This window comes from Clostridium sp. 'White wine YQ', assembly GCF_028728205.1.
In the GTDB taxonomy this organism is placed as follows: domain Bacteria; phylum Bacillota; class Clostridia; order Clostridiales; family Clostridiaceae; genus Clostridium_T.
The window spans coordinates 1,310,920-1,330,995 of sequence record NZ_JAQYUU010000001.1 but is presented as its reverse complement, the minus strand read 5'-3'; the positions used below and the strand labels follow the sequence as shown (position 1 = coordinate 1,330,995).

28 protein-coding genes are annotated in these 20,076 nt (G+C 27.6%); 27 read left to right on the top strand and 1 reads right to left on the bottom strand.

Annotated features, from left to right (window positions below):
* Positions 1-5: 5 nt before the first annotated feature.
* Positions 6-1,121, top strand: a complete 1,116-nt coding sequence (locus PTZ02_RS06735) for a THUMP domain-containing class I SAM-dependent RNA methyltransferase (protein ID WP_274227031.1) — start codon at positions 6-8, stop codon at positions 1,119-1,121.
* A 44-nt stretch (positions 1,122-1,165) separates the two neighbouring features.
* Here PTZ02_RS06735 and PTZ02_RS06730 read toward each other — a convergent pair whose 3' ends face one another.
* Entirely contained in the window at positions 1,166-2,887 is a 1,722-nt protein-coding gene (locus PTZ02_RS06730; RefSeq protein ID WP_274227030.1) for an Rqc2 family fibronectin-binding protein, read from the bottom strand.
* Positions 2,888-3,050: 163 nt separating this feature from the next.
* Between PTZ02_RS06730 and PTZ02_RS06725 the strand changes: the two genes are divergently transcribed.
* From PTZ02_RS06725 to PTZ02_RS06600, 26 genes are all read left to right on the top strand, one after another.
* Complete coding sequence (locus PTZ02_RS06725) at positions 3,051-4,085, top strand: hypothetical protein (RefSeq protein ID WP_274227029.1); 1,035 nt, start codon at positions 3,051-3,053, stop codon at positions 4,083-4,085.
* A 69-nt stretch (positions 4,086-4,154) separates the two neighbouring features.
* Positions 4,155-5,558 carry a GspE/PulE family protein gene (locus tag PTZ02_RS06720; protein ID WP_274227028.1) on the top strand — a complete coding sequence of 468 codons (1,404 nt, stop codon included), beginning with the start codon at positions 4,155-4,157 and terminating at the stop codon, positions 5,556-5,558.
* The gene (locus PTZ02_RS06715) at positions 5,548-6,582 is read left to right on the top strand and encodes a type II secretion system F family protein (RefSeq protein WP_274227027.1); all 1,035 of its coding nucleotides are present in this window, start codon (positions 5,548-5,550) and stop codon (positions 6,580-6,582) included. The genes PTZ02_RS06720 and PTZ02_RS06715 overlap by 11 nt, the downstream gene beginning before the upstream one ends.
* A complete protein-coding gene (locus PTZ02_RS06710; RefSeq protein WP_274227026.1) occupies positions 6,579-7,010 on the top strand; it encodes a type II secretion system protein in 432 nt (143 codons plus the stop codon). Before PTZ02_RS06715 ends, PTZ02_RS06710 begins: the two co-directional genes overlap by 4 nt.
* On the top strand, positions 7,000-7,443 hold the full coding sequence (locus tag PTZ02_RS06705) for a hypothetical protein (protein ID WP_274227025.1): 444 nt from the start codon (positions 7,000-7,002) through the stop codon (positions 7,441-7,443). Before PTZ02_RS06710 ends, PTZ02_RS06705 begins: the two co-directional genes overlap by 11 nt.
* Positions 7,419-7,880, top strand: coding sequence for a hypothetical protein (locus PTZ02_RS06700; RefSeq protein WP_274227024.1), 462 nt, complete (start codon positions 7,419-7,421; stop codon positions 7,878-7,880). The genes PTZ02_RS06705 and PTZ02_RS06700 overlap by 25 nt, the downstream gene beginning before the upstream one ends.
* A gap of 37 nt (positions 7,881-7,917) precedes the next feature.
* Positions 7,918-8,289: a hypothetical protein gene (locus PTZ02_RS06695; protein WP_274227023.1), complete on the top strand. Its 372-nt coding sequence runs from the start codon at positions 7,918-7,920 to the stop codon at positions 8,287-8,289.
* 1 nt (position 8,290) lies between these two features.
* A complete protein-coding gene (locus PTZ02_RS06690; RefSeq protein ID WP_274227022.1) occupies positions 8,291-8,917 on the top strand; it encodes a hypothetical protein in 627 nt (208 codons plus the stop codon).
* On the top strand, positions 8,914-9,324 hold the full coding sequence (locus tag PTZ02_RS06685) for a hypothetical protein (RefSeq protein WP_274227021.1): 411 nt from the start codon (positions 8,914-8,916) through the stop codon (positions 9,322-9,324). Before PTZ02_RS06690 ends, PTZ02_RS06685 begins: the two co-directional genes overlap by 4 nt.
* Complete coding sequence (locus tag PTZ02_RS06680; RefSeq protein WP_274227020.1) at positions 9,324-9,701, top strand: hypothetical protein; 378 nt, start codon at positions 9,324-9,326, stop codon at positions 9,699-9,701. Before PTZ02_RS06685 ends, PTZ02_RS06680 begins: the two co-directional genes overlap by 1 nt.
* 163 nt (positions 9,702-9,864) lie before the next feature.
* The gene (gene efp / locus PTZ02_RS06675; protein WP_202766400.1) at positions 9,865-10,422 is read left to right on the top strand and encodes an elongation factor P; all 558 of its coding nucleotides are present in this window, start codon (positions 9,865-9,867) and stop codon (positions 10,420-10,422) included.
* A 60-nt stretch (positions 10,423-10,482) separates the two neighbouring features.
* Positions 10,483-10,842 (top strand): CD1247 N-terminal domain-containing protein, encoded by a 360-nt coding sequence (locus tag PTZ02_RS06670; protein WP_238882800.1) that lies wholly within the window; start codon positions 10,483-10,485, stop codon positions 10,840-10,842.
* 166 nt (positions 10,843-11,008) lie between these two features.
* A complete protein-coding gene (gene spoIIIAA, locus PTZ02_RS06665) occupies positions 11,009-11,911 on the top strand; it encodes a stage III sporulation protein AA (protein WP_274227019.1) in 903 nt (300 codons plus the stop codon).
* On the top strand, positions 11,912-12,430 hold the full coding sequence (gene spoIIIAB / locus PTZ02_RS06660; RefSeq protein WP_274227018.1) for a stage III sporulation protein SpoIIIAB: 519 nt from the start codon (positions 11,912-11,914) through the stop codon (positions 12,428-12,430). It abuts the gene before it with no gap.
* Positions 12,431-12,443: 13 nt separating this feature from the next.
* Complete coding sequence (gene spoIIIAC, locus PTZ02_RS06655) at positions 12,444-12,641, top strand: stage III sporulation protein AC (RefSeq protein WP_274227017.1); 198 nt, start codon at positions 12,444-12,446, stop codon at positions 12,639-12,641.
* An 8-nt stretch (positions 12,642-12,649) separates the two neighbouring features.
* The gene (spoIIIAD, locus tag PTZ02_RS06650) at positions 12,650-13,033 is read left to right on the top strand and encodes a stage III sporulation protein AD (RefSeq protein WP_274227016.1); all 384 of its coding nucleotides are present in this window, start codon (positions 12,650-12,652) and stop codon (positions 13,031-13,033) included.
* Between the two features lie 9 nt (positions 13,034-13,042).
* The gene (gene spoIIIAE, locus PTZ02_RS06645) at positions 13,043-14,206 is read left to right on the top strand and encodes a stage III sporulation protein AE (RefSeq protein ID WP_274227015.1); all 1,164 of its coding nucleotides are present in this window, start codon (positions 13,043-13,045) and stop codon (positions 14,204-14,206) included.
* 1 nt (position 14,207) lies between these two features.
* Positions 14,208-14,780, top strand: coding sequence for a stage III sporulation protein AF (spoIIIAF, locus tag PTZ02_RS06640; protein WP_274227014.1), 573 nt, complete (start codon positions 14,208-14,210; stop codon positions 14,778-14,780).
* A gap of 10 nt (positions 14,781-14,790) precedes the next feature.
* Positions 14,791-15,387 carry a stage III sporulation protein AG gene (gene spoIIIAG, locus PTZ02_RS06635; protein WP_274227013.1) on the top strand — a complete coding sequence of 199 codons (597 nt, stop codon included), beginning with the start codon at positions 14,791-14,793 and terminating at the stop codon, positions 15,385-15,387.
* Between the two features lie 41 nt (positions 15,388-15,428).
* Positions 15,429-15,938, top strand: a complete 510-nt coding sequence (locus PTZ02_RS06630; RefSeq protein WP_274227012.1) for a SpoIIIAH-like family protein — start codon at positions 15,429-15,431, stop codon at positions 15,936-15,938.
* 74 nt (positions 15,939-16,012) lie between these two features.
* Positions 16,013-16,393, top strand: a complete 381-nt coding sequence (locus PTZ02_RS06625; RefSeq protein ID WP_274227011.1) for an Asp23/Gls24 family envelope stress response protein — start codon at positions 16,013-16,015, stop codon at positions 16,391-16,393.
* A gap of 110 nt (positions 16,394-16,503) precedes the next feature.
* The gene (gene nusB, locus PTZ02_RS06620) at positions 16,504-16,908 is read left to right on the top strand and encodes a transcription antitermination factor NusB (RefSeq protein WP_274227010.1); all 405 of its coding nucleotides are present in this window, start codon (positions 16,504-16,506) and stop codon (positions 16,906-16,908) included.
* A gap of 20 nt (positions 16,909-16,928) precedes the next feature.
* Positions 16,929-17,765 carry a tetrahydrofolate dehydrogenase/cyclohydrolase catalytic domain-containing protein gene (locus PTZ02_RS06615; RefSeq protein WP_274227009.1) on the top strand — a complete coding sequence of 279 codons (837 nt, stop codon included), beginning with the start codon at positions 16,929-16,931 and terminating at the stop codon, positions 17,763-17,765.
* 1 nt (position 17,766) lies between these two features.
* Positions 17,767-18,972 (top strand): exodeoxyribonuclease VII large subunit, encoded by a 1,206-nt coding sequence (gene xseA, locus PTZ02_RS06610; protein WP_274227008.1) that lies wholly within the window; start codon positions 17,767-17,769, stop codon positions 18,970-18,972.
* Positions 18,973-18,985: 13 nt separating this feature from the next.
* Entirely contained in the window at positions 18,986-19,198 is a 213-nt protein-coding gene (xseB, locus tag PTZ02_RS06605; protein WP_274227007.1) for an exodeoxyribonuclease VII small subunit, read from the top strand.
* A 2-nt stretch (positions 19,199-19,200) separates the two neighbouring features.
* The gene (locus PTZ02_RS06600) at positions 19,201-20,070 is read left to right on the top strand and encodes a polyprenyl synthetase family protein (RefSeq protein ID WP_274227006.1); all 870 of its coding nucleotides are present in this window, start codon (positions 19,201-19,203) and stop codon (positions 20,068-20,070) included.
* Positions 20,071-20,076: the final 6 nt, after the last annotated feature.

Here is a 20,076-nt window from a genome sequence, read left to right as displayed (position 1 = left end):
ATTTAATGGATTATAATTTAATTGCAACATCTGCCTTTGGACTAGAATCAGTAGTAGCAAAGGAACTAAAATCTTTAGGATATGATGAATTAATACTCGAAAATGGTAAGGTGCATTTCACAGGAGATGAGTTAGATATTGTCATTGCTAACATACATTTAAGAACTGCAGAAAGAATATTAATTAATATGGGAGAATTTGAAGCTAGAAGCTTTGAAGAGCTATTTCAAGGTACAAAAGCTATAAATTGGGGGGCACTTATACCAGTAGATGGTAAGATGCATGTAACCGGTAAATCAGTTAAATCTACATTGCATTCAGTCCCAGATTGCCAATCAATAGTTAAGAAGGCTATAGTTACAAGTATGCAAGAGAAGTACAATAGAACAATTTTTTCAGAGGATGGTCCTGTTTATAAGACAGAAATATCCTTATTAAAAGACAAGGCAACATTATCAGTTGATACATCTGGACTTGGATTACATAAAAGAGGATATAGAGAAAAAGCTGGTGAGGCACCACTTAAAGAAACACTTGCAGCAGCAATGGTTCTTTTATCTAAGTGGTCAGGTAAAGAAACTTTAATAGATCCTTTTTGTGGTTCAGGAACAATATTGATTGAGGCTGTAATGGTTGCTAGGGATATGGCACCAGGATTAAATAGAAAATTTGTTAGTGAAGAATGGCCTAATATGCCTAAATCTCTTTGGGATCAAGTGAGGGATGGTGCAAGAAAGTCAATAAAGAATAACAATATCAAATTATTTGGTTATGATATAAATGGCAGATTATTATCTGTTGCAAAAGATAATGCAAGACTTGCTGGGGTTTCAGGTAATATTGAATTCCATAAGCAGGATTTTATGGATTTTGAACTTAAAAAGGATGATGTATTTATAATTTCTAATCCTCCATATGGAGAAAGAATTGGTGAGGAAGAAGAAATTAAAATTTTATATAAGAAACTAGGTGAACTTAAAAAAAGTAATCCAAATCTTCAAATGAATATCTTAACTTCATATGAAGATTTTCAGAAGCTTTTTGGAGTTAAATCAGATAAGAACAGAAAATTATACAATGGTAGATTAAAATGTTATTATTATGAATATTTTAGAAAATAAAGTTCATATGAAAGCAGGGCATTAAATATTTAATGCCCTGCTTCTTATTTTCTAATTAAATTAGGTTCACTTGGGTTAACATAGAGGGTTTTATTATTTGTATAAATAACCATTCCTGGCTTAGCTGAGTTTGGTTTCTTTACATATTTAACTTTGGTATAGTCAATAGGAATATTTGAAGATAGCTTTCCTTTGCTATAATAGGCAGCAAGGTTAGCTGCTTCCCTAAGGGTACTATCAGGTACATTTCCTCCTTTGATTATTACATGAGAACCTGGGATTTCTTTTGTATGAAGCCAAGTGTCTTCTTTATGTGCAAACTTTAATGTAAGATAATCATTTTGGATATTATTCTTACCAACAAAAATATCTAATCCATCACTTGAAATGAAATGAAGTGGTTTAGTTGCCTTATCCTTTTTATCTTTAGGATTTTTCTTGAATTTTATATATCCTGTTTCAATTAATTCCTTCTTTATATCATCAATATCTGAATACTGTTCCGAATTTTCCAGATTTGAAAGTACAGATTTAAGATATTCTAATTCTTCATCATTTTTACTTAACTGCTCCAGTGCATTTTCTTCAGATTTTTTTAATTTATTATATTTCTTATAATAATATTGAACATTTTCTGAAGGAGTTTTATTTGTATCAAGATCTATATCCAAATACTCTTCTTCATTTTCATTATAAAAATTTAAAAGTTTAATTGAATTGTCACCCTTTTTTATACTATAAATGTATGCTGTAAGTAGGTCACCTTTAATTTTATAGCTATCTTTCTTCTTACATTCATCTAATGTAGAGGTTAATATACTTAACTTTTTATTACATCTTTCGATATTAGTATTGATGATTTTTTGAAGGCCACTTGATTTAGATTTAATTCGATCCTGTTTATCCTTACCTTTAAAAAATAATTCTAATAGCTCAGAAGGATCTTGGAACTCTTCACAATATAAGTTCATATAATTTTTTATAGATGTTATATAAAAATCTTTAAATTCGTCATTATCTTTAAAAAGTAAGAACTTAATTTGAGAATCAAGATTTTTAAAATAGTTTATAGTAAAATCTGAAATTGTATCAATTGAATTATCTGCGGTGTTTTTTGAATAAATGTCAAACATTTCTGAACTAAGAAGTTTACTTATACCAGTAAATAAATTGAAAAACATATTTTTATCTAATTCAATTGATTTTTCTCTATATATTTCAGTAAGCTCATCCTTGTTAAAATTAAATGGATCTAGTTTATTACTATCTGGAGGGAATACGTATGTTACACCAGGAAATAAAACACGGTACGAATTTACGTCAGATGATATGTGTTTTATACATTCCATGATTTTATTATCTCTGTCCCTTATTAAAGTAATATTACTATGTCTCCCCATAATTTCAATAACTAACTTATATAGGGAGTTAAATCCAAGTTCGTCCATTGCTTCAACGTGGAGGGTTATTATTCTATCATTCTTATATTGAGTGACATCTACAATTTTGCCACTAGATAGATATTTTCTCAAAACCATTAAAAACATTGGGGCTTTTAGTGGATTTGCTTTAGGTTCTTTAGTAAAATGAAAACGAGGGTGTTTACTTGATGCAGAGATAAGAAATTTCTTATTTTCTCCACTAGTCCTTAAGGTTAATATTATTTCATCCTTTTCAGGTTGATTTATTTTATCAATTTTAGCACCAATTAATGATGGTTTTAATTCATCAACAAAATAGTGTAAAAAAATACCGTCTAAAGCCATAGAAATCTTCCTTTCATTAAAAAGATAAATTTAGTATAACATTTTTAAAACATTTGTATCAAGAATTTCTATAGGCTGAACTATTTAAGGGAGTAAATTAATAGAAAAATATATATAACATATAAATCACTTTTTATAAATAGGAGGATATTTAGTTTAAGTTATGAAAATTAAAAAAATAACATACCCTTTAGTACTTGCAGTTTTATCTTTAAATTTATATTCTTGTGATAATAATGTAAAATCAGATAAAAATAAAAGTTCATTCAAGGATTATAGTAAAGTAGTACAAGGTAGTGTTAATTACTATAATAACGGAAAAATGCAAATTATATTAGATTTAGATAAAAATATAAAGTTTTCAGATAATGAAGAAGGAGCTTTGATAAATTATAATAAAAAAGAAAATAGATATTTGAGAGAAAAAAATGTGGATAATTCTAAAAATCTTATTTTGGGTATTGAGAATAAAGAAAATACGATAGATTCTTGGAAAGATATAAAAGATGTTAAGTTGTCTCCAAGTGGTGATAAGGTTTTTTATTCAAAAGAAATAAAAGAAAATAATGTTGCTTTAGGTATTTATGATTCGTCAAATAAAAAGTTTGCAGAACTAAAAACTAATACGCTTATTTCTGGAAATAATTACGTTTGGCTAGATAATTATTCAATTATATATTATGGTGTTAAAGATGAAAGTAAATTGAATGGAATATTTCTTTATAATACTAAAACCAATAATGAAAAACTTTTGCTTGATATAAAGAAAGGAGCAATAGAATACATAGAAGTAGAAGGTAATAAAATTATTTATTTGACATCTGATTTTGATGGTAATAAATCACTAAATTCCTTTGATATTGATAATAGTAAAGTGAAGGTATTAACTACAGAAGTACAGAATATAAATGACATAATTGTTTTAGAAAATAAAATGTTTATATTAGGTAAAAGGAAAGATGGTTTATCTTCACTATATCTTTTAAGTGATGGTAAGTTAAAAAAATTGGTTTATGATTTTCCTAAGAATATTGATTTAGAGAAGGGCATAGAAAAAGATCTAGAGGGTAATATACTTTTCATAGGTTATGATGACTCATCTTCAAAAGAAGACGTATATGAACTTGTTTCAGTTGATGGAACAGTAAAAATAAAATCTAAAAAAACTGGACAATACTCTTTTATAGAAACAAATTAGCGATAATTTGTTTCTTTTTTTGATTAAAAAAATAGAAATATGATAATAATCTGAACTGGGGGTGATTAAATGAACCTAGGTGGAGAATTATCATTAGACAACATCGATATAGGGTTACTTAAGGAAGTTCCATTAGATATATGTGAGAAGTATAATATTATTCCTATAGGTAGATACAATGGGAAAATATATGTAGCTATGAGCAATGTATCAGATGAAATGGTAAAATATCTAGAACAAAACTTTTCTACAGGGATTGTTCCTATAAAATCATCAGAGAGTAATATTAAGAAATTAATAAAGGCTGGTTTTGGAGTAAGAATATATAAAAAAGACATAGATACCGAGGGAAATATAATTAACGACGCAATTAGCAAAAAAGCATCAGACATACATTTTGAGCCATTTGAAAAAGAGGTACTAATTAAATATAGATTAAATGGTTCGTTAATATTAGCATTTAAGATTGATAAGGAAAAATATTTAAATATTGCTACTAGAATTAAGATAAAAAGTAATATGGATTTTTCAGATAAATTAAGACCTCAAGATGGAAAGATGTTGCATAACATGAAAAATGGAGAATTATTAGATTTAAGAGTTTCAACACTTCCGACATATTATGGTGAAAAAATAGTAATAAGAGTGCTTTATAACAATTGGGATAAATATAATCTAGAAAATCTTAATTTCTCTAAAGATGATTTAAGTTTGCTTAAAAGAGCCCTTGCTGTAAGGAATGGGATGATAGTGGTAAATGGGCCTACAGGTTCTGGAAAATCAACCACATTGTATTCAATACTTAATGAAGAAAAAAGTAAAGATGTAAATATTACAACAATTGAAGATCCAGTAGAAATGCTAATAAATGGGATAAACCAAGTTGGAGTAAATACCAAAGCTGGAATAACATTTTCAAATGGATTAAGAAGTATTCTAAGACAAGATCCAGATATTATAATGATTGGGGAAATACGTGATGAGGAAACTGCAAGAATTGCAGTAAGAGCAGCAATTACAGGGCATAAGGTATATACAACAATTCATACGAAAAGCCCATATGAAGTTTTTTCAAGATTAAAAGAGATGGGTATAGAGGAATATCTACTAATGGATTCAATGATATTAGTGATTTCTCAGAGATTAGTTAAACGGAATTGTAGCAATTGTAATACTGTTAATAGAATCAGTGATGAAATTAGAAATAAACACAAGATTAGTATGGAAGTTTCTTATAAGGGCACTGGCTGTGAAGAGTGTAATTACACTGGAACTCAAGGGAGAATATTAATTTACGACATGTTGTTTATTAAGGACATAGAAAAGGCAAATATAAAAGAATACTTAAGAGGGGAAGTAGGCTCTAAGTTTAGCAGCAATTTTTTTACTAGACTTAAAAATCTCCTAGAGGAAGGAGTAATTAGCTTAGATACTTATATAAATTTTCTTGAAGGAGAGAATATTGAAGCGTAGTAAAGCACATAGAATTGATAATCTAACATTAAGTTATATAGCTGAATCCTTAGGAAACACAATAAATTGTGGCATACCAATAGATGAAGCATTTGAAATGATTAAGCTTAATTTGAAAAATAAATATCATAAGGAAGCAATTACTTTAGTTAGAGATAAGGTAAGAGAAGGGTATAGCATTTCTAAAGCAATGGGAGGCTTAAATATCTTCCCTGTAATATTTAAAGAAATGATATTGATAGGTGAGAATACTGGTAAGCTACAAGAAACTCTTGATTCTCTAGGAAACTTTTATAAAAATTTACACACAATTAAGAAAAAAATAGTTAATGCACTTATTTATCCTATGATACTAATTTCGTTAATTATATTAATTTCAGTGATAATGTTCATTTATTTACTACCGCAATTTATTGATATGTATTCTTCACTAGAAATTGTTCCCAAGGGTATTTGTAAGATGATTTTCGATTTGAGAAAAAGCTTCGATAAAATGCCCGTCGTTAGCTGCATTAATGTAGTTTGTTATGGAGTATTAATTCCATATATTTTGTGTTTTAAGATTTTTAATACCAGAATTATGAAGATCATTGGAAAATTTAAATTCTTTAATCAATTTATTGAATTTTATATTATTCAAGTTTTTTATTTGATATTTCAAAGTGGAGTTAATGTCCAAAATGCACTTTATCAGTTTGGAAACGAGGTTAATATTCCAGTTGTAAAGGAAAAAGTACTATATATTTATGAAAACTTAATCCAAGGTAAAGCTTTAAGTTTAGTTCTTGATGAAATGAGCTGTATATCATTATATACAATTTCCTTTGTAAAAGTTGGCGAAGAAACTGGAACATTAAGTGAAAGACTAAAATCATTAGCTGAAGAAAAAGAAAAACAAATAACATATAAAACAGATAGCATAACAACTATAATTGAACCGACAATTATTTTAATTTTAAGCACAGTAATTATTTCTATGTTTATTATTTTTTTACTACCAATATATGATGGAGTTAAGTTGTGAGGAAAAGAGGATTTACATTAATCGAATTACTTTGTTCGGTTGCAATACTTGTGGTAATTATAAGTACAATTTTTGTTTTTATAAAACCTTTAGTAAAAATAATAAATGAAGATAAAATAGATGAAATAAAAGTATTTACAGAGGATAGTATTTGTTTTGGAAAACTAAAGAGTAAGTATACAAATCAATATATTAAAGTAGCTTTTTCAGATAAAAGAATAAATATATATGATAAAAAAGGATTGTTAATTAAAAAATATCAATTGCCAAATGGTTATGTATATAAGTATTCAAATGGTAAGAACATATTTTTACTTGATCCTAATGGAGAAGCCAATATATCAACTACAATTTCAGTCAAAAAAGGGAAGCTAGAGAAAGATGTATTATCTATTACAGCAGGAAGCGAGTATATAAATGTTAAATAAAAATAAAGGGTTAGTATTAATAGAAATTCCTATAGTAATAGCAATTTTATGCATTTTATTTTTAATTTCAATTAAGTGCTATGGTAGTGCTAAAAAGGTTTTAGCTTATAGAGAAGAAATTAGAAAAGAGACTGTGATTTTTAAGAGTATTAAAAAGGAATTACTCTATAATGCAGGATATGATAATCTTCTAGCAGCATTTAAGGATAATGAAACCTTGTATATAAACTCTGAAAACTTAGATATTGATAGAATTATAAATAATAATATTACAGATTTATTTGATGCTTCAATAAATAGCAATAATAAATACATAAAAATTCAAAAATTAAATAGTGAGAATACTATAAAGGTAAAGATTGAGCAAAAGGTTAGTAAATTTAATAGTAATATGGTCAGTGAGGAGGTTTGTATATCAAGAAATGTAAGATAGAAATGAAAAAAGGAGTAATCCTGATTGAAACTATAATATATTTATTTATATCAAGCATATTGCTATGTTTTATGCTTAGGATAATTGTGGACTTAATAGATTTTAAGAAAAGTTATTGCAAAAATAGTCTAGATGAGGATAAGTTCTCAAATGGAATAATAGCAATTGAGAGCAATATAAATAGAACTCAGGTTAAAAAATATGAGGTTTTAGATAATAAACTGAAGATAAATTATGGAGTAGAAAACAAGTATGAGGAAATAGCAATGTATAAGAGTGAGGCATTAGGAGTTTTTTATTATACAGATGGAAAATTAACCACAGTAAATAAAATTATGGAGGATGTTAAGGAGGTAAAATTTATACAAAAGGGTAAATTGATTTATTTTTTTGTTAAAGTAAATAATAAAAATTATGAAGAGGTGTTTAGCTTGTAAGAAGGGACAAATCTCTGCTATATTATTGATTTACATTATGATTTTTTCAATACTTGTTGTCTCAATATATAAATTAGTATCAATTAATATCTTAAAAGAATACATCTATCCTTTCAAAGAAAATCAAATAAAAACTATGGGGGAGAATGATATTAAACTAATTAATAATTACATATCTCAAATTAATAAAAACAGTATTAAAGAAAAGAAAGACATAGAAGATTTCTTGAAAAATAATAGCATAAGTGCAAAGAGTGGAGAGAATCAAGTTTATTATGATATAACTCAAAATAAAATTATATACATACGTAAACTAGAGGGGGGCAAATTAAAGTATAGATTTGATTTCGACTATAATGGGGGAGAAATTTATTTGATTGAGGATACATATTATGAAGGAGTTATGTAGTATGGCACTAAATAAAAAAGTGTTAATCAATAAAGACAAAATCTCATTTATTCATGAAAACAAAGAGTTCTATATAAGAGAAAGCAATAAGTATGAATCACTTATAAAAGGAAATATCAGTATAGTAATCAAGGGTGAAACACTAATGATTACTAAAATAAATACAAATAAGAGACCAGATAAGAAATTTATTTATGAAACAATTAATAGTAACTTTTTTAATTCTAAGGATAAACTATTTCATTATATTTATGATAAGAAAAATAAAACACTTATTATATACTCTATTGTAAAACCTTTTATATTAAATAAAATAATTGAAAGGGCAAGTATTAAAAAAATAATACCTTATGAAGTGTTTTTGTTTGAAAAATATAAAAGAGGAAGTAAAAATAAATGTAGAATGATTTGTTATATTGAAGAGAGTTCTGCAATTGCTATAGGTATAGTAAATGGATACATTGTTTTTCTAAAAGAAGTAGATAAAATAGAAAAAGAAAGATTAGCTAGTGTAATTAATGATTTTAAGATTAAAGAAAAAATTAAAGAGATGGAATTAATGATAAAAAGTGATGAAAGAGAACTAAATTCCTTTAATATAGAAGAATTAAGAAAGGAACTTATATGAGGCTATATAAAAACTTCATACCAATAGAAATTAGTATTAAAGAGAAGAAAAAAAGTACAAAAAGATTTAAAAACTTAATTAACATACTTCTTATACTTAATATACTACTTTTACCTATGGCAGCAAAAAAAGTTATACAATTTACTTCATTTAAGGAAAGTAAGCCAGAAGTAAAACAATCTAAAAATAATTTTAATAATGAAAAAATAAAATACATATTAGAGCTATCAAAAGAAGAAAATATAAATGTGCGAATAGATAATAATAGTTTTTATATAAACATATTAAATGTAGACTCTTCAAGTTTAGCTATGAATAAGATTAAAAAAATAGATGAAGAGGGGAAAATTAATATTAAAGATATTAATTATAACAAAGATAATATAGAGATTAAGGGAGAACTTTAATGGAAAGATCCATAATTATTAAGTTTATTATCTTTCTTATCTTATCTTTAGGACAGAGTTTTTTAATAAATATAAATCTTCCTGAAAGTAAAATAAGAAAAAATGAAATAAGCATAAATCATAATATTGCATTAAATATATTAGAGAAATATAAAGACATAATAATATTAAAAGAAACAAAAGCAAAAGATAGCATAAACTTTGGAATCTCCTATATAGGTACAAAAGAAGAACTACTAAAAATGCTAGATGAATTTAATTCAAATAAATTTATACAAGGAATAAATAATCTAAAAATAGAGAAAATTAATGAAAAGTGGAATTTGTCTGCTTTTGTTGAATTTTCTTCATACATAGAATATACTTATAATAGGTGAAATTCAATAATTTAGCTAAAATATTTGCAATTAATCAATACTTTTGATAAAATATCATTGTTGTAAAAAGACAATGTAACCCTTTTTTAGGATATATGAAAGTATTATTTTGGATTATAGGGTTATAATATATAATGATTAATACAATTTGGAGGGATACTTAATGATTTCAGCAAGTGATTTAAGAAAAGGTACTACTTTTGAATATGATGGACAAGTTTATAACGTTGTAGATTTCTTACATGTAAAGCCAGGTAAGGGTGCAGCTTTCGTAAGAACAAAATTAAGAAACGTAATAGCAGGTGGAGTTACTGATAGAACTTTTAACCCAACTGAAAAATTCCAAGAAGCAGTTATCGAAAGAAAAGAAATGCAATATTTATATTCTGATGGTGAATTATACTACTTCATGGATCAAGAAACATTTGAACAAATACCTCTTAACTATGAAAAAGTTGAAGAAGCAATAAAATACTTAAAAGAGAACATGTTTGCTGTTATTAAATTCTACAAAGGTCAAGCATTTTCTGTAGAAGCACCAAACTTTGTTGAACTTTTAATTACTGAAACTGAGCCAGGTGTAAAAGGTAACACTGCAACAAATTCCTTAAAACAAGCAACAGTAGAAACTAATGCTGTAGTAATGGTTCCTATGTTTGTTAACGAAGGTGATGTTATCAGAATCGACACAAGAACTGGGGATTACATGGAAAGAGTTTAGTATTTGTGGCTAAGTCATTGATTGACTTAGCACTTTTATTATTAAGAAGGAAGTGCAAAAATGGATTTTAAAAGTGAATTCTATAAAATTCAAGAAGCCGTGGAAAGTCTAAAAGACTCAGAAAATAAAGAAATAATAAAATCATTGTTGCTATTAATGGATAATTTAAATGATAGAGTTGAGGGAATTCAAGTTAATGTTGAAACAATACAAGAGAATGTTGAATTCTTAGACAATGATATTTCTGAAATACAAGAAGACTTGTTTGAAGAAGTGTCAATTGAAGATTTAGAAGATATTGAGGATGATTTTAAAGAAGTAACATGTACTAAGTGTAACAAACCTATTTTTATTGAAAGTAGTGCGCTAGAATCAGGTATCTCAATCCCTTGTCCTTTCTGTGGGGAAAATATAAATTAAATAAAATAGCAAAGCAGAAGCATATCAAATGGTTAAGAACCATTTGATATGCTTTTTTCATTTTTGAAGAATCAAAAATTTTAATTAACAGTTTTACATATTTTATTTATGTAGTTATATTTTTGTGATTTGGTAAATACAATTTACTGTAAGTGGAGGTGATGATATGAACAAATATAGTTCAGTATTGGATATACTACCAAAGGAAGTTTTGGGACGCATTACTGAATTTAAAATAGATGAAGTACAAGAAATTAGGATGAGAGCAAACTTACCATTGATTATAGTAACAAACCATAGAGAATTTATATCAAATTATATATGTAAACTAGATGATATCAAGATAGTTGCAAAAAGAATGGCCAATTATTCCTTTTATGCTTTTGAAGAAGATATTAAACAAGGATTTATAACTATAAATGGCGGGCATAGGGTTGGGATAACTGGAGAATGGGTTATAGATAACAATAAAATAAAAACTCTTAGGAATATATCTTCTGTAAACATAAGAATTACAAAAGAACTGAAAGGAGTTTCAGATGGATTGATTCCATTAATTACTGAAGAGGGAAGAATTTTAAACACAATAATTATTTCCCCACCTAAATGCGGCAAAACAACATTATTACGAGATATTTCAAGGAATATATCAAATGGTATGAAAGGAAAAGGGATACCTGGTAGAAAGGTTTCTATAATTGATGAAAGAAGTGAAATAGCGGGGTCGTTTCAAGGTATACCTCAGATGGATGTAGGCATAAGAACTGATGTATTTGATAACTGTATTAAGAGTGAAGGAATGCTCATGGCTATTAGAAGTATGTCTCCAGAAGTTCTGATTTGTGATGAAATTGGTTCAGATAAAGATGTAGAAGCATTAATTTCAGCTTATAATTCTGGAGTTAATATAATAACTACAATACATGGTTACGACATAAATGACTTATATAATAGAAAAATATTTAGGGGGCTACTAGATAATAAGATATTAAAAAGAGTAATTGAACTAAGTAATAGAAGGGGACCTGGAACTATTGAAAATGTAAGGATAATAGAGGAGAGAGATTAAATGATCAGATATGTTTTGTTTTTAGGAATATTTTTATGTTCTACATATCTTGGCTTTAATTTTGCTCAAAGATATGTAAAAAGATATGAAAGCCTTAAGATTTTAGAAAAATCTATAGTCTATATGGAAAATCAAATACTATATGTTAATACTCCTTTGCCAGAAACTTTTGAAGAAATAAGTCATAAATATACAGGTGAATGGAGGAGTTTTTTTAGTAATATTGCAGAAGACTTAAAAGAAAATAATGTTGAAGAGGTTTATGGTGCTTTTCTTAATTCACTTAATACTTATAAGGAACAGTTGTGTTTTAAAGATGAAGATGAAAACATATTACTTGACTTCTCAAAATCTTTAGGTGAATCAGGTGTTTTTGGACAAGAGAAGATATTTAAACTAGTTTTATCGAATATTCGAGAACAAATAAATGAAGCTAAAGATTTAAAAAATAAAAACTGTAAGATGTATAGATGCTTAGGTATGAGCCTTGGAGCAGCTATAGTTATATTTTTAATGTAAGCGGGAGGGTATGATGTTAGATATTTCTTTGTTATTTAAAATAGGAGCAGCTGGTCTTTTAATTGTAATTTTAGAAAGAGTACTAAAGTCATCAGGAAAAGATGATGTTGCGACATTAACTAATATTGCTGGAGTAGTGATAATACTTCTTATGCTTGTAAATTTAATTGCAAAGTTATTTGATTCTATTAAAACTATGTTTATGTTCTAGGAGGAAAGATGGAAATTGTAAAAATAGTAGCATTTTCGCTAGTAACACTATTTTTGTTTTTATATTTTAAAGAGACAAAACAAAATATTGCAGCACTGATTTCTTTAGTAAGTGGAGTAATAATATTATTATTTCTACTTAACCCTTTGACAGAAGTAATTAATTTTTTGAGAGATATATCTAGTAAGGCAAATGTTGATACATTTTATGTAACACTTGTATTAAAAATTGTTGGTATTACTTATCTAGCATCCTTTGCAATGGAAGTGTGTAATGAGGCAGGAGCAAATGGAATAGCTTCCAGGATAGAAGTTGCAGCTAAAATATTGATTATGGTAATTGCAATGCCAATACTTATGGGGGTACTAGATGCTATATTAAAAATTATGTAGGAGTATAAAATGAAAAAAATAATAAAAGTTTTGTTAGTAACAATTTTTATAAATATTTTTCTTGTAATGACTCCAATGGCAAAAGAACTAGATAACAATACAAGTGATTTGGAGCAAAGCAGTAATGTTCAAGAACTTTATGATTATGTAACTAAAATGAAAAGTGAAAGTGAACTAATGAATGAGCTTAATGTTGGAAACTATATAAAAACTTATATAACTCAAGGTAAAGGAGACTTATCTACAAAAGAGTTATCAAAAGCATTGTTAAGTGCAGTTTTTAAAGAAGCAAAAGGTGTTTTACAACTATTGATATCAATAATAGTTATAGCAATTTTATGCTCATTACTTAGAAATCTACAAGATGCTTTTAAGGGTTCCCATGGAGATATTGCCTTCTATGCCTGTTATGCAATTTTAATAATAATAATTTCTAAAAGCTTTTTGATAACTATTGATTTAGCAAAAACGACCATCCAGAATTTAACGGATTTTATGATGGCATTAATTCCTGTATTAGTATTTATGATTGGTTCAGTGGGCGGAATTACAGAGGCTGTTACAATGGATCCAATTTTAATGGGAGCAGTCACAATTGCGCCAAGGGTATATGTTGACTTTATTATTCCAATGATACTAATGAGTTTTGTTTTAAATTTTGTAAATAATCTATCCAATGATCATAAAATAACGAATATTTGCAAACTGTTTAAACAAATAACTCTGTGGGTACAAGGAATTCTTGTAACAATTTTAATTGGACTTCTTACGATTAGAGGTATTACTTCAACTGCAATTGATGCTGTAACATTAAAAACTGCTAAATTTGCTGTTGATAATTTTATTCCTATTGTAGGAAAAGCTTTTTCTGATGCAATTGCTTCTGTTGCTGGATATGCTGTGTTATTAAAAAATGCAATATCATCCTTGGGGTTATTAGTTGTTATTTTCATTGTGCTTATTCCTATTATTAAACTTATAATGATCACTGTCATGTACAAGCTATCAGCAGCGTTAGTTGAACCAATATGCGATAGTAGAATAACTAATTGTATCGCTTCAGTAGGAGACTTTGTTGTAATGATTATCTCATGTATGCTTTCAATATCATTAATGTTTTTTGTTATGATCGCAATAATGGCTTCTACAGGCAAGTTTGTAGTAGGAGGATAAAATGGAGTTAATTAAAGAATGGGTTATTGATATAGCCTTTACTCTAGTTTTTATGACGGCAATTGAGATGCTAATAGTAAATAATTCTTTTAAAAAGTACGTAAAATTTGTTTTAGGGCTAGTTTTAATAGTGGTCTTATTAAAACCAATACTTCAGATTTTTGGAAGTGGAAATACTAACTTTGTTAATGAAATAATGAATAATCAAGCAAAGCTTGAAAGTAGTAGCAACTTAGATAATTCAAAGATTTTAAATTCAAATAAGGAAACTAAAGATAAGGTAATAAAAAATCTTCAAGATAATGCTAATTCTATTTTAAAGAAAAAATATAAAGATATAGATTTTGAAAGTGAATTTCAAGGAGATATAGATCTAGAAAAATATAATATTGAGATTAAAAATGTGAATATTTATATAAGTTCAAAGAAGGTAAAGCCAATAAGTAAAATCAAGATAGGAGAGGAAGCGGATAAAGAAGAAGCAAACATTAAAGAAAAGGATGGAATAAAAGACACAATAAGCGAAGAATTTGGAGTAAAAAAAGATAAAATAAAAGTATTTTATAAAAGTTAAGGAGGATGTTATGAATAAGGATGATTTGAAGAAAAAAATATTATCCATGATAAAAGATCAAAGGATAATGAATGTAATTGCAGTTGTAATTATAGCTTTATTTGCACTTATTGTATTAAGCTTTTTTAATAAAGGGAGTTCCTCAAAACTAACAATGTTTAATAATTCTAGTAATCAAGAGAAAAGTATAGTTAAAAATCAAGATGATAAAGTGCTATCAACTTATGAAGATGCGCAAAGAGAATCCTTAAGAAATATACTACAAAATATAAAAGGTGTTGGTGATGTACAGGTAATGATGTATTTTGAAGGGAGTGAGTCAAAGGTTCCAGCCGTGGATACCACGGATCAAACTAGTGTAACAGAAGAAAAGGATAAGGATTCTGGTGAAAGGGTAACAAATCAGAAAAATAGCAATAGCAAAGTTGTAATGGCCAATAATGGCAACGATCCACTTATACTTAAAACTGAAAAACCGAAAGTAACAGGAATAGTGATAGTTGCGCAAGGTGCAGATAGTTCAAAGGTAAAGTATGATATCACAAAAGCATGTGCTGGGCTTTATGATATATCAATGGATAAGATAAATGTATATCCAATGAAATAGCAGCATATAATTTTATAGAAAATAGATGGGAGGAGAGAAAAATGACAAAAAAACAATTTGGGATTATTTTTACACTTTTAGCATTAATCGTATGTGTGGGAGTTTTAGCTGCTAAAGTGAACGGATCACTTCCTGACTCACCAACTGCTTTAAATCCAACAATCAATACAAATAATGAGGACAAGGATAAGGATGCTACAAAAGCTAATGATTATTTTTATGATCAAAGAAATCAGAAGGAACAGATTGATTCAACTACTATTGATTCACTTAACAAAGTTATAGACAACCCTAATACTCCTAAAGAAGAAAAAGATGAGGCATCTAAACAGTTAAGTACACTCGTAATGAGTAAAAATTATGCATCTAAGATTGAATTAGCAGTAAAAGGTAAAGGATATGAAGATGCATTATGCTCAATTGATGGAAATAAAGCAAAGGTTACTGTTAAAAGTAAGGATGAACTATCACAAAAACAAGCAAATGAAATTTTAGAAGCAGTTATAAATATTTCTAATATTAAAGATGTTTCAATAGAAGTTAAGCAATAACATTGTATTGACATTCTTATTTTGGTATAATTATCATAAGATAAAGGCTAAAAGCTAACAGGAGGTTATTTATCATGGAAGAAATGGTAAGAGACGAAAGTTTAGGTATAATAAGAATATCTGACGAGGTAGTAAGTGTGATTGCTGGAATAGCAGCTTCCGAAATAAATGGAGTATACGAATATACATCAAACGTTGCTTCAATTCCTATATTTCAAATAGGTAAAAAAAATGTTGGTAAGGGTGTAAAGGTTACAGTAAATGAAGATGAAGCAGTAATAGATATGGTTTTAGCTGTTTCATATGGTGTAAAAATACCAGAGATTATTTCTCAAGTTCAAGAAAATGTTAAGAAGACCGTTGAGGTTATGACTGGACTTAAGGTATCTAGTGTAAACATAAGCGTTCACAATATAGTTGTGCCTAAGGAAGAAAAGGAACAAAAAGAAAAATAATTAATTTTTGCCCTCTGGTTTTCAGAGGGCATTTCTATGTGATAGAATATATTAATGGTGTTTAAACAATTTGAAAAGGACAATAATAAAGATATATGTTGGAGGTACTTATGAATAGAAAGAAATCGAGAAAAGTAGCAATGGAGCTTTGTTACAGTATGGAAATATCCAAAGAAAGTCCAGAAGAAATATTTGAAAGTTTCTTGGATAATTATAATGAGGATAAAACTGTTCTTGAAACAAACTACATATTGGATATATTAAATCTAGTTAATGCCCATAAGGAAGAGATTGATAAGAAGATTGAACCTAATTTAAGGGGATGGAAATTAGATAGAATATCGAAGGTAAATCTATCTATTTTAAGAATAGCAGTAGCAGAAATATTATTTATAGAAGATATACCGAATAAAGTTTCAATAAATGAAGCTTTAGAACTTACAAAGGAATACTCTGATGAAAAATCTGTTTCTTTTGTAAATGGAGTATTAGACAGTATTAACAAAGAAATTTAATGTCTTAGGGGGAGAAAACTATGGGAAAAATACTAGATGGAAAAATAATAGCAGCTGGAATTAAAGAAGAAATCTCAAATTTTATAAAAGATAGAAAAGAGAAAAATCTTCAAATTCCTAAGATAGCATCTATATTAGTAGGAAACGATGGTGGGTCTATATACTATCAAAATGCTCAAGAAAAAGTTGCTTTAAGCCTTGGAGTTAATTTTGATAAAATTTTACTAGAAGAAAACATTACAGAAGATTTTCTCATAGAAAGAATAAATGAATTAAATTTAGATACTGAAGTTCAAGGTATAATACTTCAATTGCCACTTCCAAAGCATATTAATGAGAAGAGAGTGACATCAATTATTAAGCCAGATAAAGATATTGACTGTTTAACCAATGAATCTATGGGGAGATTTTATAAAGGAGAAAGATGTTTTCTTCCTTGTACCCCAAACAGTGTTATTACTCTTTTAAAATCTCTAAAAATAAACCTTAAAGGAAAAAATGCAGTAGTTATAGGTAGAAGTGATATAGTAGGGAAACCAGTTTTTCAACTTCTTTTAAATGAAGATATGACTGTTACTGTATGCCACTCAAAAACTGAAAATTTAAAGGAAATAGCTAAAACGGCTGATGTACTTGTAGTCGCGATTGGCAGACCAAACTTTGTAGGTAAGGAATTTGTTAAAGAAGGAGCAATAGTTATTGACGTAGGGACTTCTTCATTTAATGGGAAGATAACAGGAGATGTAAAACTTGAAGATGTAATAGATATAGCAGAATATATTACACCAGTCCCTGGAGGAGTTGGTGCATTAACAACTACACTACTTATTAAAAATGCATGTGAGGCATTAGAATAATATGAATATTAAAACCTTAAGTGTTACTGATGTTAATAATTATATAAAAAGAATTTTTGATAATGACTTTATACTTAATAATTTATCTGTAAAGGGTGAAATTTCTAACTTAAAATATCACTCTTCAGGTCATATCTATTTTTCATTAAAAGATGAGTTCTCAAAAGTAAATTGTGTTATGTTTAAGAGTGATGCGTCTAAGAATGAGTTTAGAATGAAAGAAGGCCAAAACATTATTGTTAAGGCAAGACTTTCATCATATGTTAAGGAAGGTAATTATCAACTTTATGTTAGAGAAGCCCAAGATGCAGGAATTGGTGATCTTTATTCGCAATTTGAAAATCTTAAAAATAAACTCAAAGATGAGGGTTTATTTGATGAGAAACATAAAAAGAATTTACCAAGTTACGTTAAAAATTTAGGTGTAATAACCTCTGAAACTGGTGCAGCAATTAAGGATATTATTAATGTGGTTCATAGAAGAAACAATTCTATTGATATATTTTTGTATCCTTCTTTAGTTCAAGGAGAATCAGCACCTGAATCCTTAATAAAAGGATTAAAGTATTTTAATGAAAGAGCAAAAGAAAAGGTTGATGTAATAATCATTGGAAGAGGCGGTGGTTCTATTGAAGAATTATGGGCCTTTAACAATGAAGAGCTTGCTAAAGAAATCTTTAAATCAAAGATACCAGTTGTTTCGGCAGTAGGTCACGAAGTAGATTTTACTATATGTGATTTTGTTTCAGATGTAAGAGCAGCAACTCCTTCTGCGGCTGCAGAAATAATAAGTACAGATAAAGAAGAATTGTTAGGGGAAATAGCATATATAGAAAATAAGTTAAATTCAGCTATAGAAAATAAGATTTATAATTCTCGTATAAGAATAGAACATTTAGAGAAGGTTCTAAAATTAAATTCCCCAAAAAATTATTTAATAAATAAATATAAAGAAGTTGAAACCTTAAAGGGCTTACTTGATAGAGGTATAAGTTTAAAAATAAATTCAGAAAAACAAAACTTGATAAAATTAAAGAATGTACTAGAAGCAAAGAGTCCTATTAATGTCTTAAATAGAGGATATGTAATTTTAGAAAGCGATAAAGGTAAACTTATAAAATCTAAAGAAGAATTTACTTCAGGTGAATATAAAATTAATTTTAAGGATGGTTATAAGAGGGCAGAAATAAATATTATTAAGGAATAGAGTAGGTGATTTAATGGCAAAAAAATCAGAAAATTATGAGGATATGATTAAAAGACTTGAATTAATAATTGAAGAGCTTGAAGGCAATCAAGTAGATATTTCAACATCTATGAAAATTTATGAAGAAGGTGTAAAATTAGTTAATAAACTTTATTTAACATTGGATTCTATGGAAGGAAAGTTAAAAGTTATAAATGAAGGTATTGAGGAAAAGATAAAGGAGTAGCTATGAGTATTAATGCAATTAGGGATTACTTTAATGAAGAATTAAAGAATTATTTTAAAGAAAGAAATGGATTAAATAAAATTATTTATGATTCTCAAAATTACAGTTTAAATATTGGTGGAAAGAGAATAAGGCCAATTCTTTGTCTCCTTACTTATAATATGTATAAGGATAATTATGAAAGTGTATTACCTTTAGCATTAGCATTAGAAATGATCCATACGTATTCATTAATTCATGATGACTTGCCAGCTATGGATAATGATGATTTAAGGAGAGGTAAACCAACAAACCATATAGTTTATGGTGAAGCAATTGCAATTTTAGCAGGAGATGCCTTACTAAATGAAGCTTGTAATTTACTAATTGATTATTCTATGAAAAATGACGGTAATGCTTTGGCGGCATCTAAAATTATATTAAATTCGTCGGGTTCAGAGGGAATGATTGGTGGTCAAGTAGTTGACATAATAAATGAGGGAAAAGTTATCTCTGAAGATGAATTATTATATATGCATAAAAAGAAGACGGGTGAACTTATAAAGGCATCAATATTATCTGGAGCAGTAATGGCTGAGGCTAGTGAGGATGATATTGATAAATTAAGATTATATGGTGAAAAACTAGGGTTAGCATTTCAAGTTAAAGACGATATATTAGATGTTGTAGGAAATACAGAAAAACTAGGAAAAAAGATTAAAAGCGATGAGAATAATAATAAAACAAACTTTATTACAACATACGGGATAGAAAAATGTAATGAGATTTGCAAAAAATTAACTAATGAATGTGTTGATATTTTAGAATCATTAACAGTGAATACAACAAGCTTAAAAGAATTAACTTTTATGCTTTTAAATAGAGAAAATTAATCTAAA

Excerpts from the sequence above, each read along its gene's own strand:
- PTZ02_RS06735 (WP_274227031.1), top strand. The coding sequence starts at position 6 with ATGGATTATAATTTAATTGCAACATCTGCCTTTGGACTAGAATCAGTA.
- PTZ02_RS06730 (WP_274227030.1), bottom strand. The coding sequence starts at position 2,887 with ATGGCTTTAGACGGTATTTTTTTACACTATTTTGTTGATGAATTAAAA.
- PTZ02_RS06725 (WP_274227029.1), top strand. The coding sequence starts at position 3,051 with ATGAAAATTAAAAAAATAACATACCCTTTAGTACTTGCAGTTTTATCT.
- PTZ02_RS06720 (WP_274227028.1), top strand. The coding sequence starts at position 4,155 with ATGAACCTAGGTGGAGAATTATCATTAGACAACATCGATATAGGGTTA.
- PTZ02_RS06705 (WP_274227025.1), top strand. The coding sequence starts at position 7,000 with ATGTTAAATAAAAATAAAGGGTTAGTATTAATAGAAATTCCTATAGTA.
- PTZ02_RS06695 (WP_274227023.1), top strand. The coding sequence starts at position 7,918 with ATGATTTTTTCAATACTTGTTGTCTCAATATATAAATTAGTATCAATT.
- PTZ02_RS06690 (WP_274227022.1), top strand. The coding sequence starts at position 8,291 with ATGGCACTAAATAAAAAAGTGTTAATCAATAAAGACAAAATCTCATTT.
- PTZ02_RS06685 (WP_274227021.1), top strand. The coding sequence starts at position 8,914 with ATGAGGCTATATAAAAACTTCATACCAATAGAAATTAGTATTAAAGAG.
- PTZ02_RS06680 (WP_274227020.1), top strand. The coding sequence starts at position 9,324 with ATGGAAAGATCCATAATTATTAAGTTTATTATCTTTCTTATCTTATCT.
- efp (WP_202766400.1), top strand. The coding sequence starts at position 9,865 with ATGATTTCAGCAAGTGATTTAAGAAAAGGTACTACTTTTGAATATGAT.
- PTZ02_RS06670 (WP_238882800.1), top strand. The coding sequence starts at position 10,483 with ATGGATTTTAAAAGTGAATTCTATAAAATTCAAGAAGCCGTGGAAAGT.
- spoIIIAA (WP_274227019.1), top strand. The coding sequence starts at position 11,009 with ATGAACAAATATAGTTCAGTATTGGATATACTACCAAAGGAAGTTTTG.
- spoIIIAB (WP_274227018.1), top strand. The coding sequence starts at position 11,912 with ATGATCAGATATGTTTTGTTTTTAGGAATATTTTTATGTTCTACATAT.
- spoIIIAC (WP_274227017.1), top strand. The coding sequence starts at position 12,444 with ATGTTAGATATTTCTTTGTTATTTAAAATAGGAGCAGCTGGTCTTTTA.
- spoIIIAD (WP_274227016.1), top strand. The coding sequence starts at position 12,650 with ATGGAAATTGTAAAAATAGTAGCATTTTCGCTAGTAACACTATTTTTG.
- spoIIIAE (WP_274227015.1), top strand. The coding sequence starts at position 13,043 with ATGAAAAAAATAATAAAAGTTTTGTTAGTAACAATTTTTATAAATATT.
- spoIIIAF (WP_274227014.1), top strand. The coding sequence starts at position 14,208 with ATGGAGTTAATTAAAGAATGGGTTATTGATATAGCCTTTACTCTAGTT.
- spoIIIAG (WP_274227013.1), top strand. The coding sequence starts at position 14,791 with ATGAATAAGGATGATTTGAAGAAAAAAATATTATCCATGATAAAAGAT.
- PTZ02_RS06630 (WP_274227012.1), top strand. The coding sequence starts at position 15,429 with ATGACAAAAAAACAATTTGGGATTATTTTTACACTTTTAGCATTAATC.
- PTZ02_RS06625 (WP_274227011.1), top strand. The coding sequence starts at position 16,013 with ATGGAAGAAATGGTAAGAGACGAAAGTTTAGGTATAATAAGAATATCT.
- nusB (WP_274227010.1), top strand. The coding sequence starts at position 16,504 with ATGAATAGAAAGAAATCGAGAAAAGTAGCAATGGAGCTTTGTTACAGT.
- PTZ02_RS06615 (WP_274227009.1), top strand. The coding sequence starts at position 16,929 with ATGGGAAAAATACTAGATGGAAAAATAATAGCAGCTGGAATTAAAGAA.
- xseA (WP_274227008.1), top strand. The coding sequence starts at position 17,767 with ATGAATATTAAAACCTTAAGTGTTACTGATGTTAATAATTATATAAAA.
- xseB (WP_274227007.1), top strand. The coding sequence starts at position 18,986 with ATGGCAAAAAAATCAGAAAATTATGAGGATATGATTAAAAGACTTGAA.
- PTZ02_RS06600 (WP_274227006.1), top strand. The coding sequence starts at position 19,201 with ATGAGTATTAATGCAATTAGGGATTACTTTAATGAAGAATTAAAGAAT.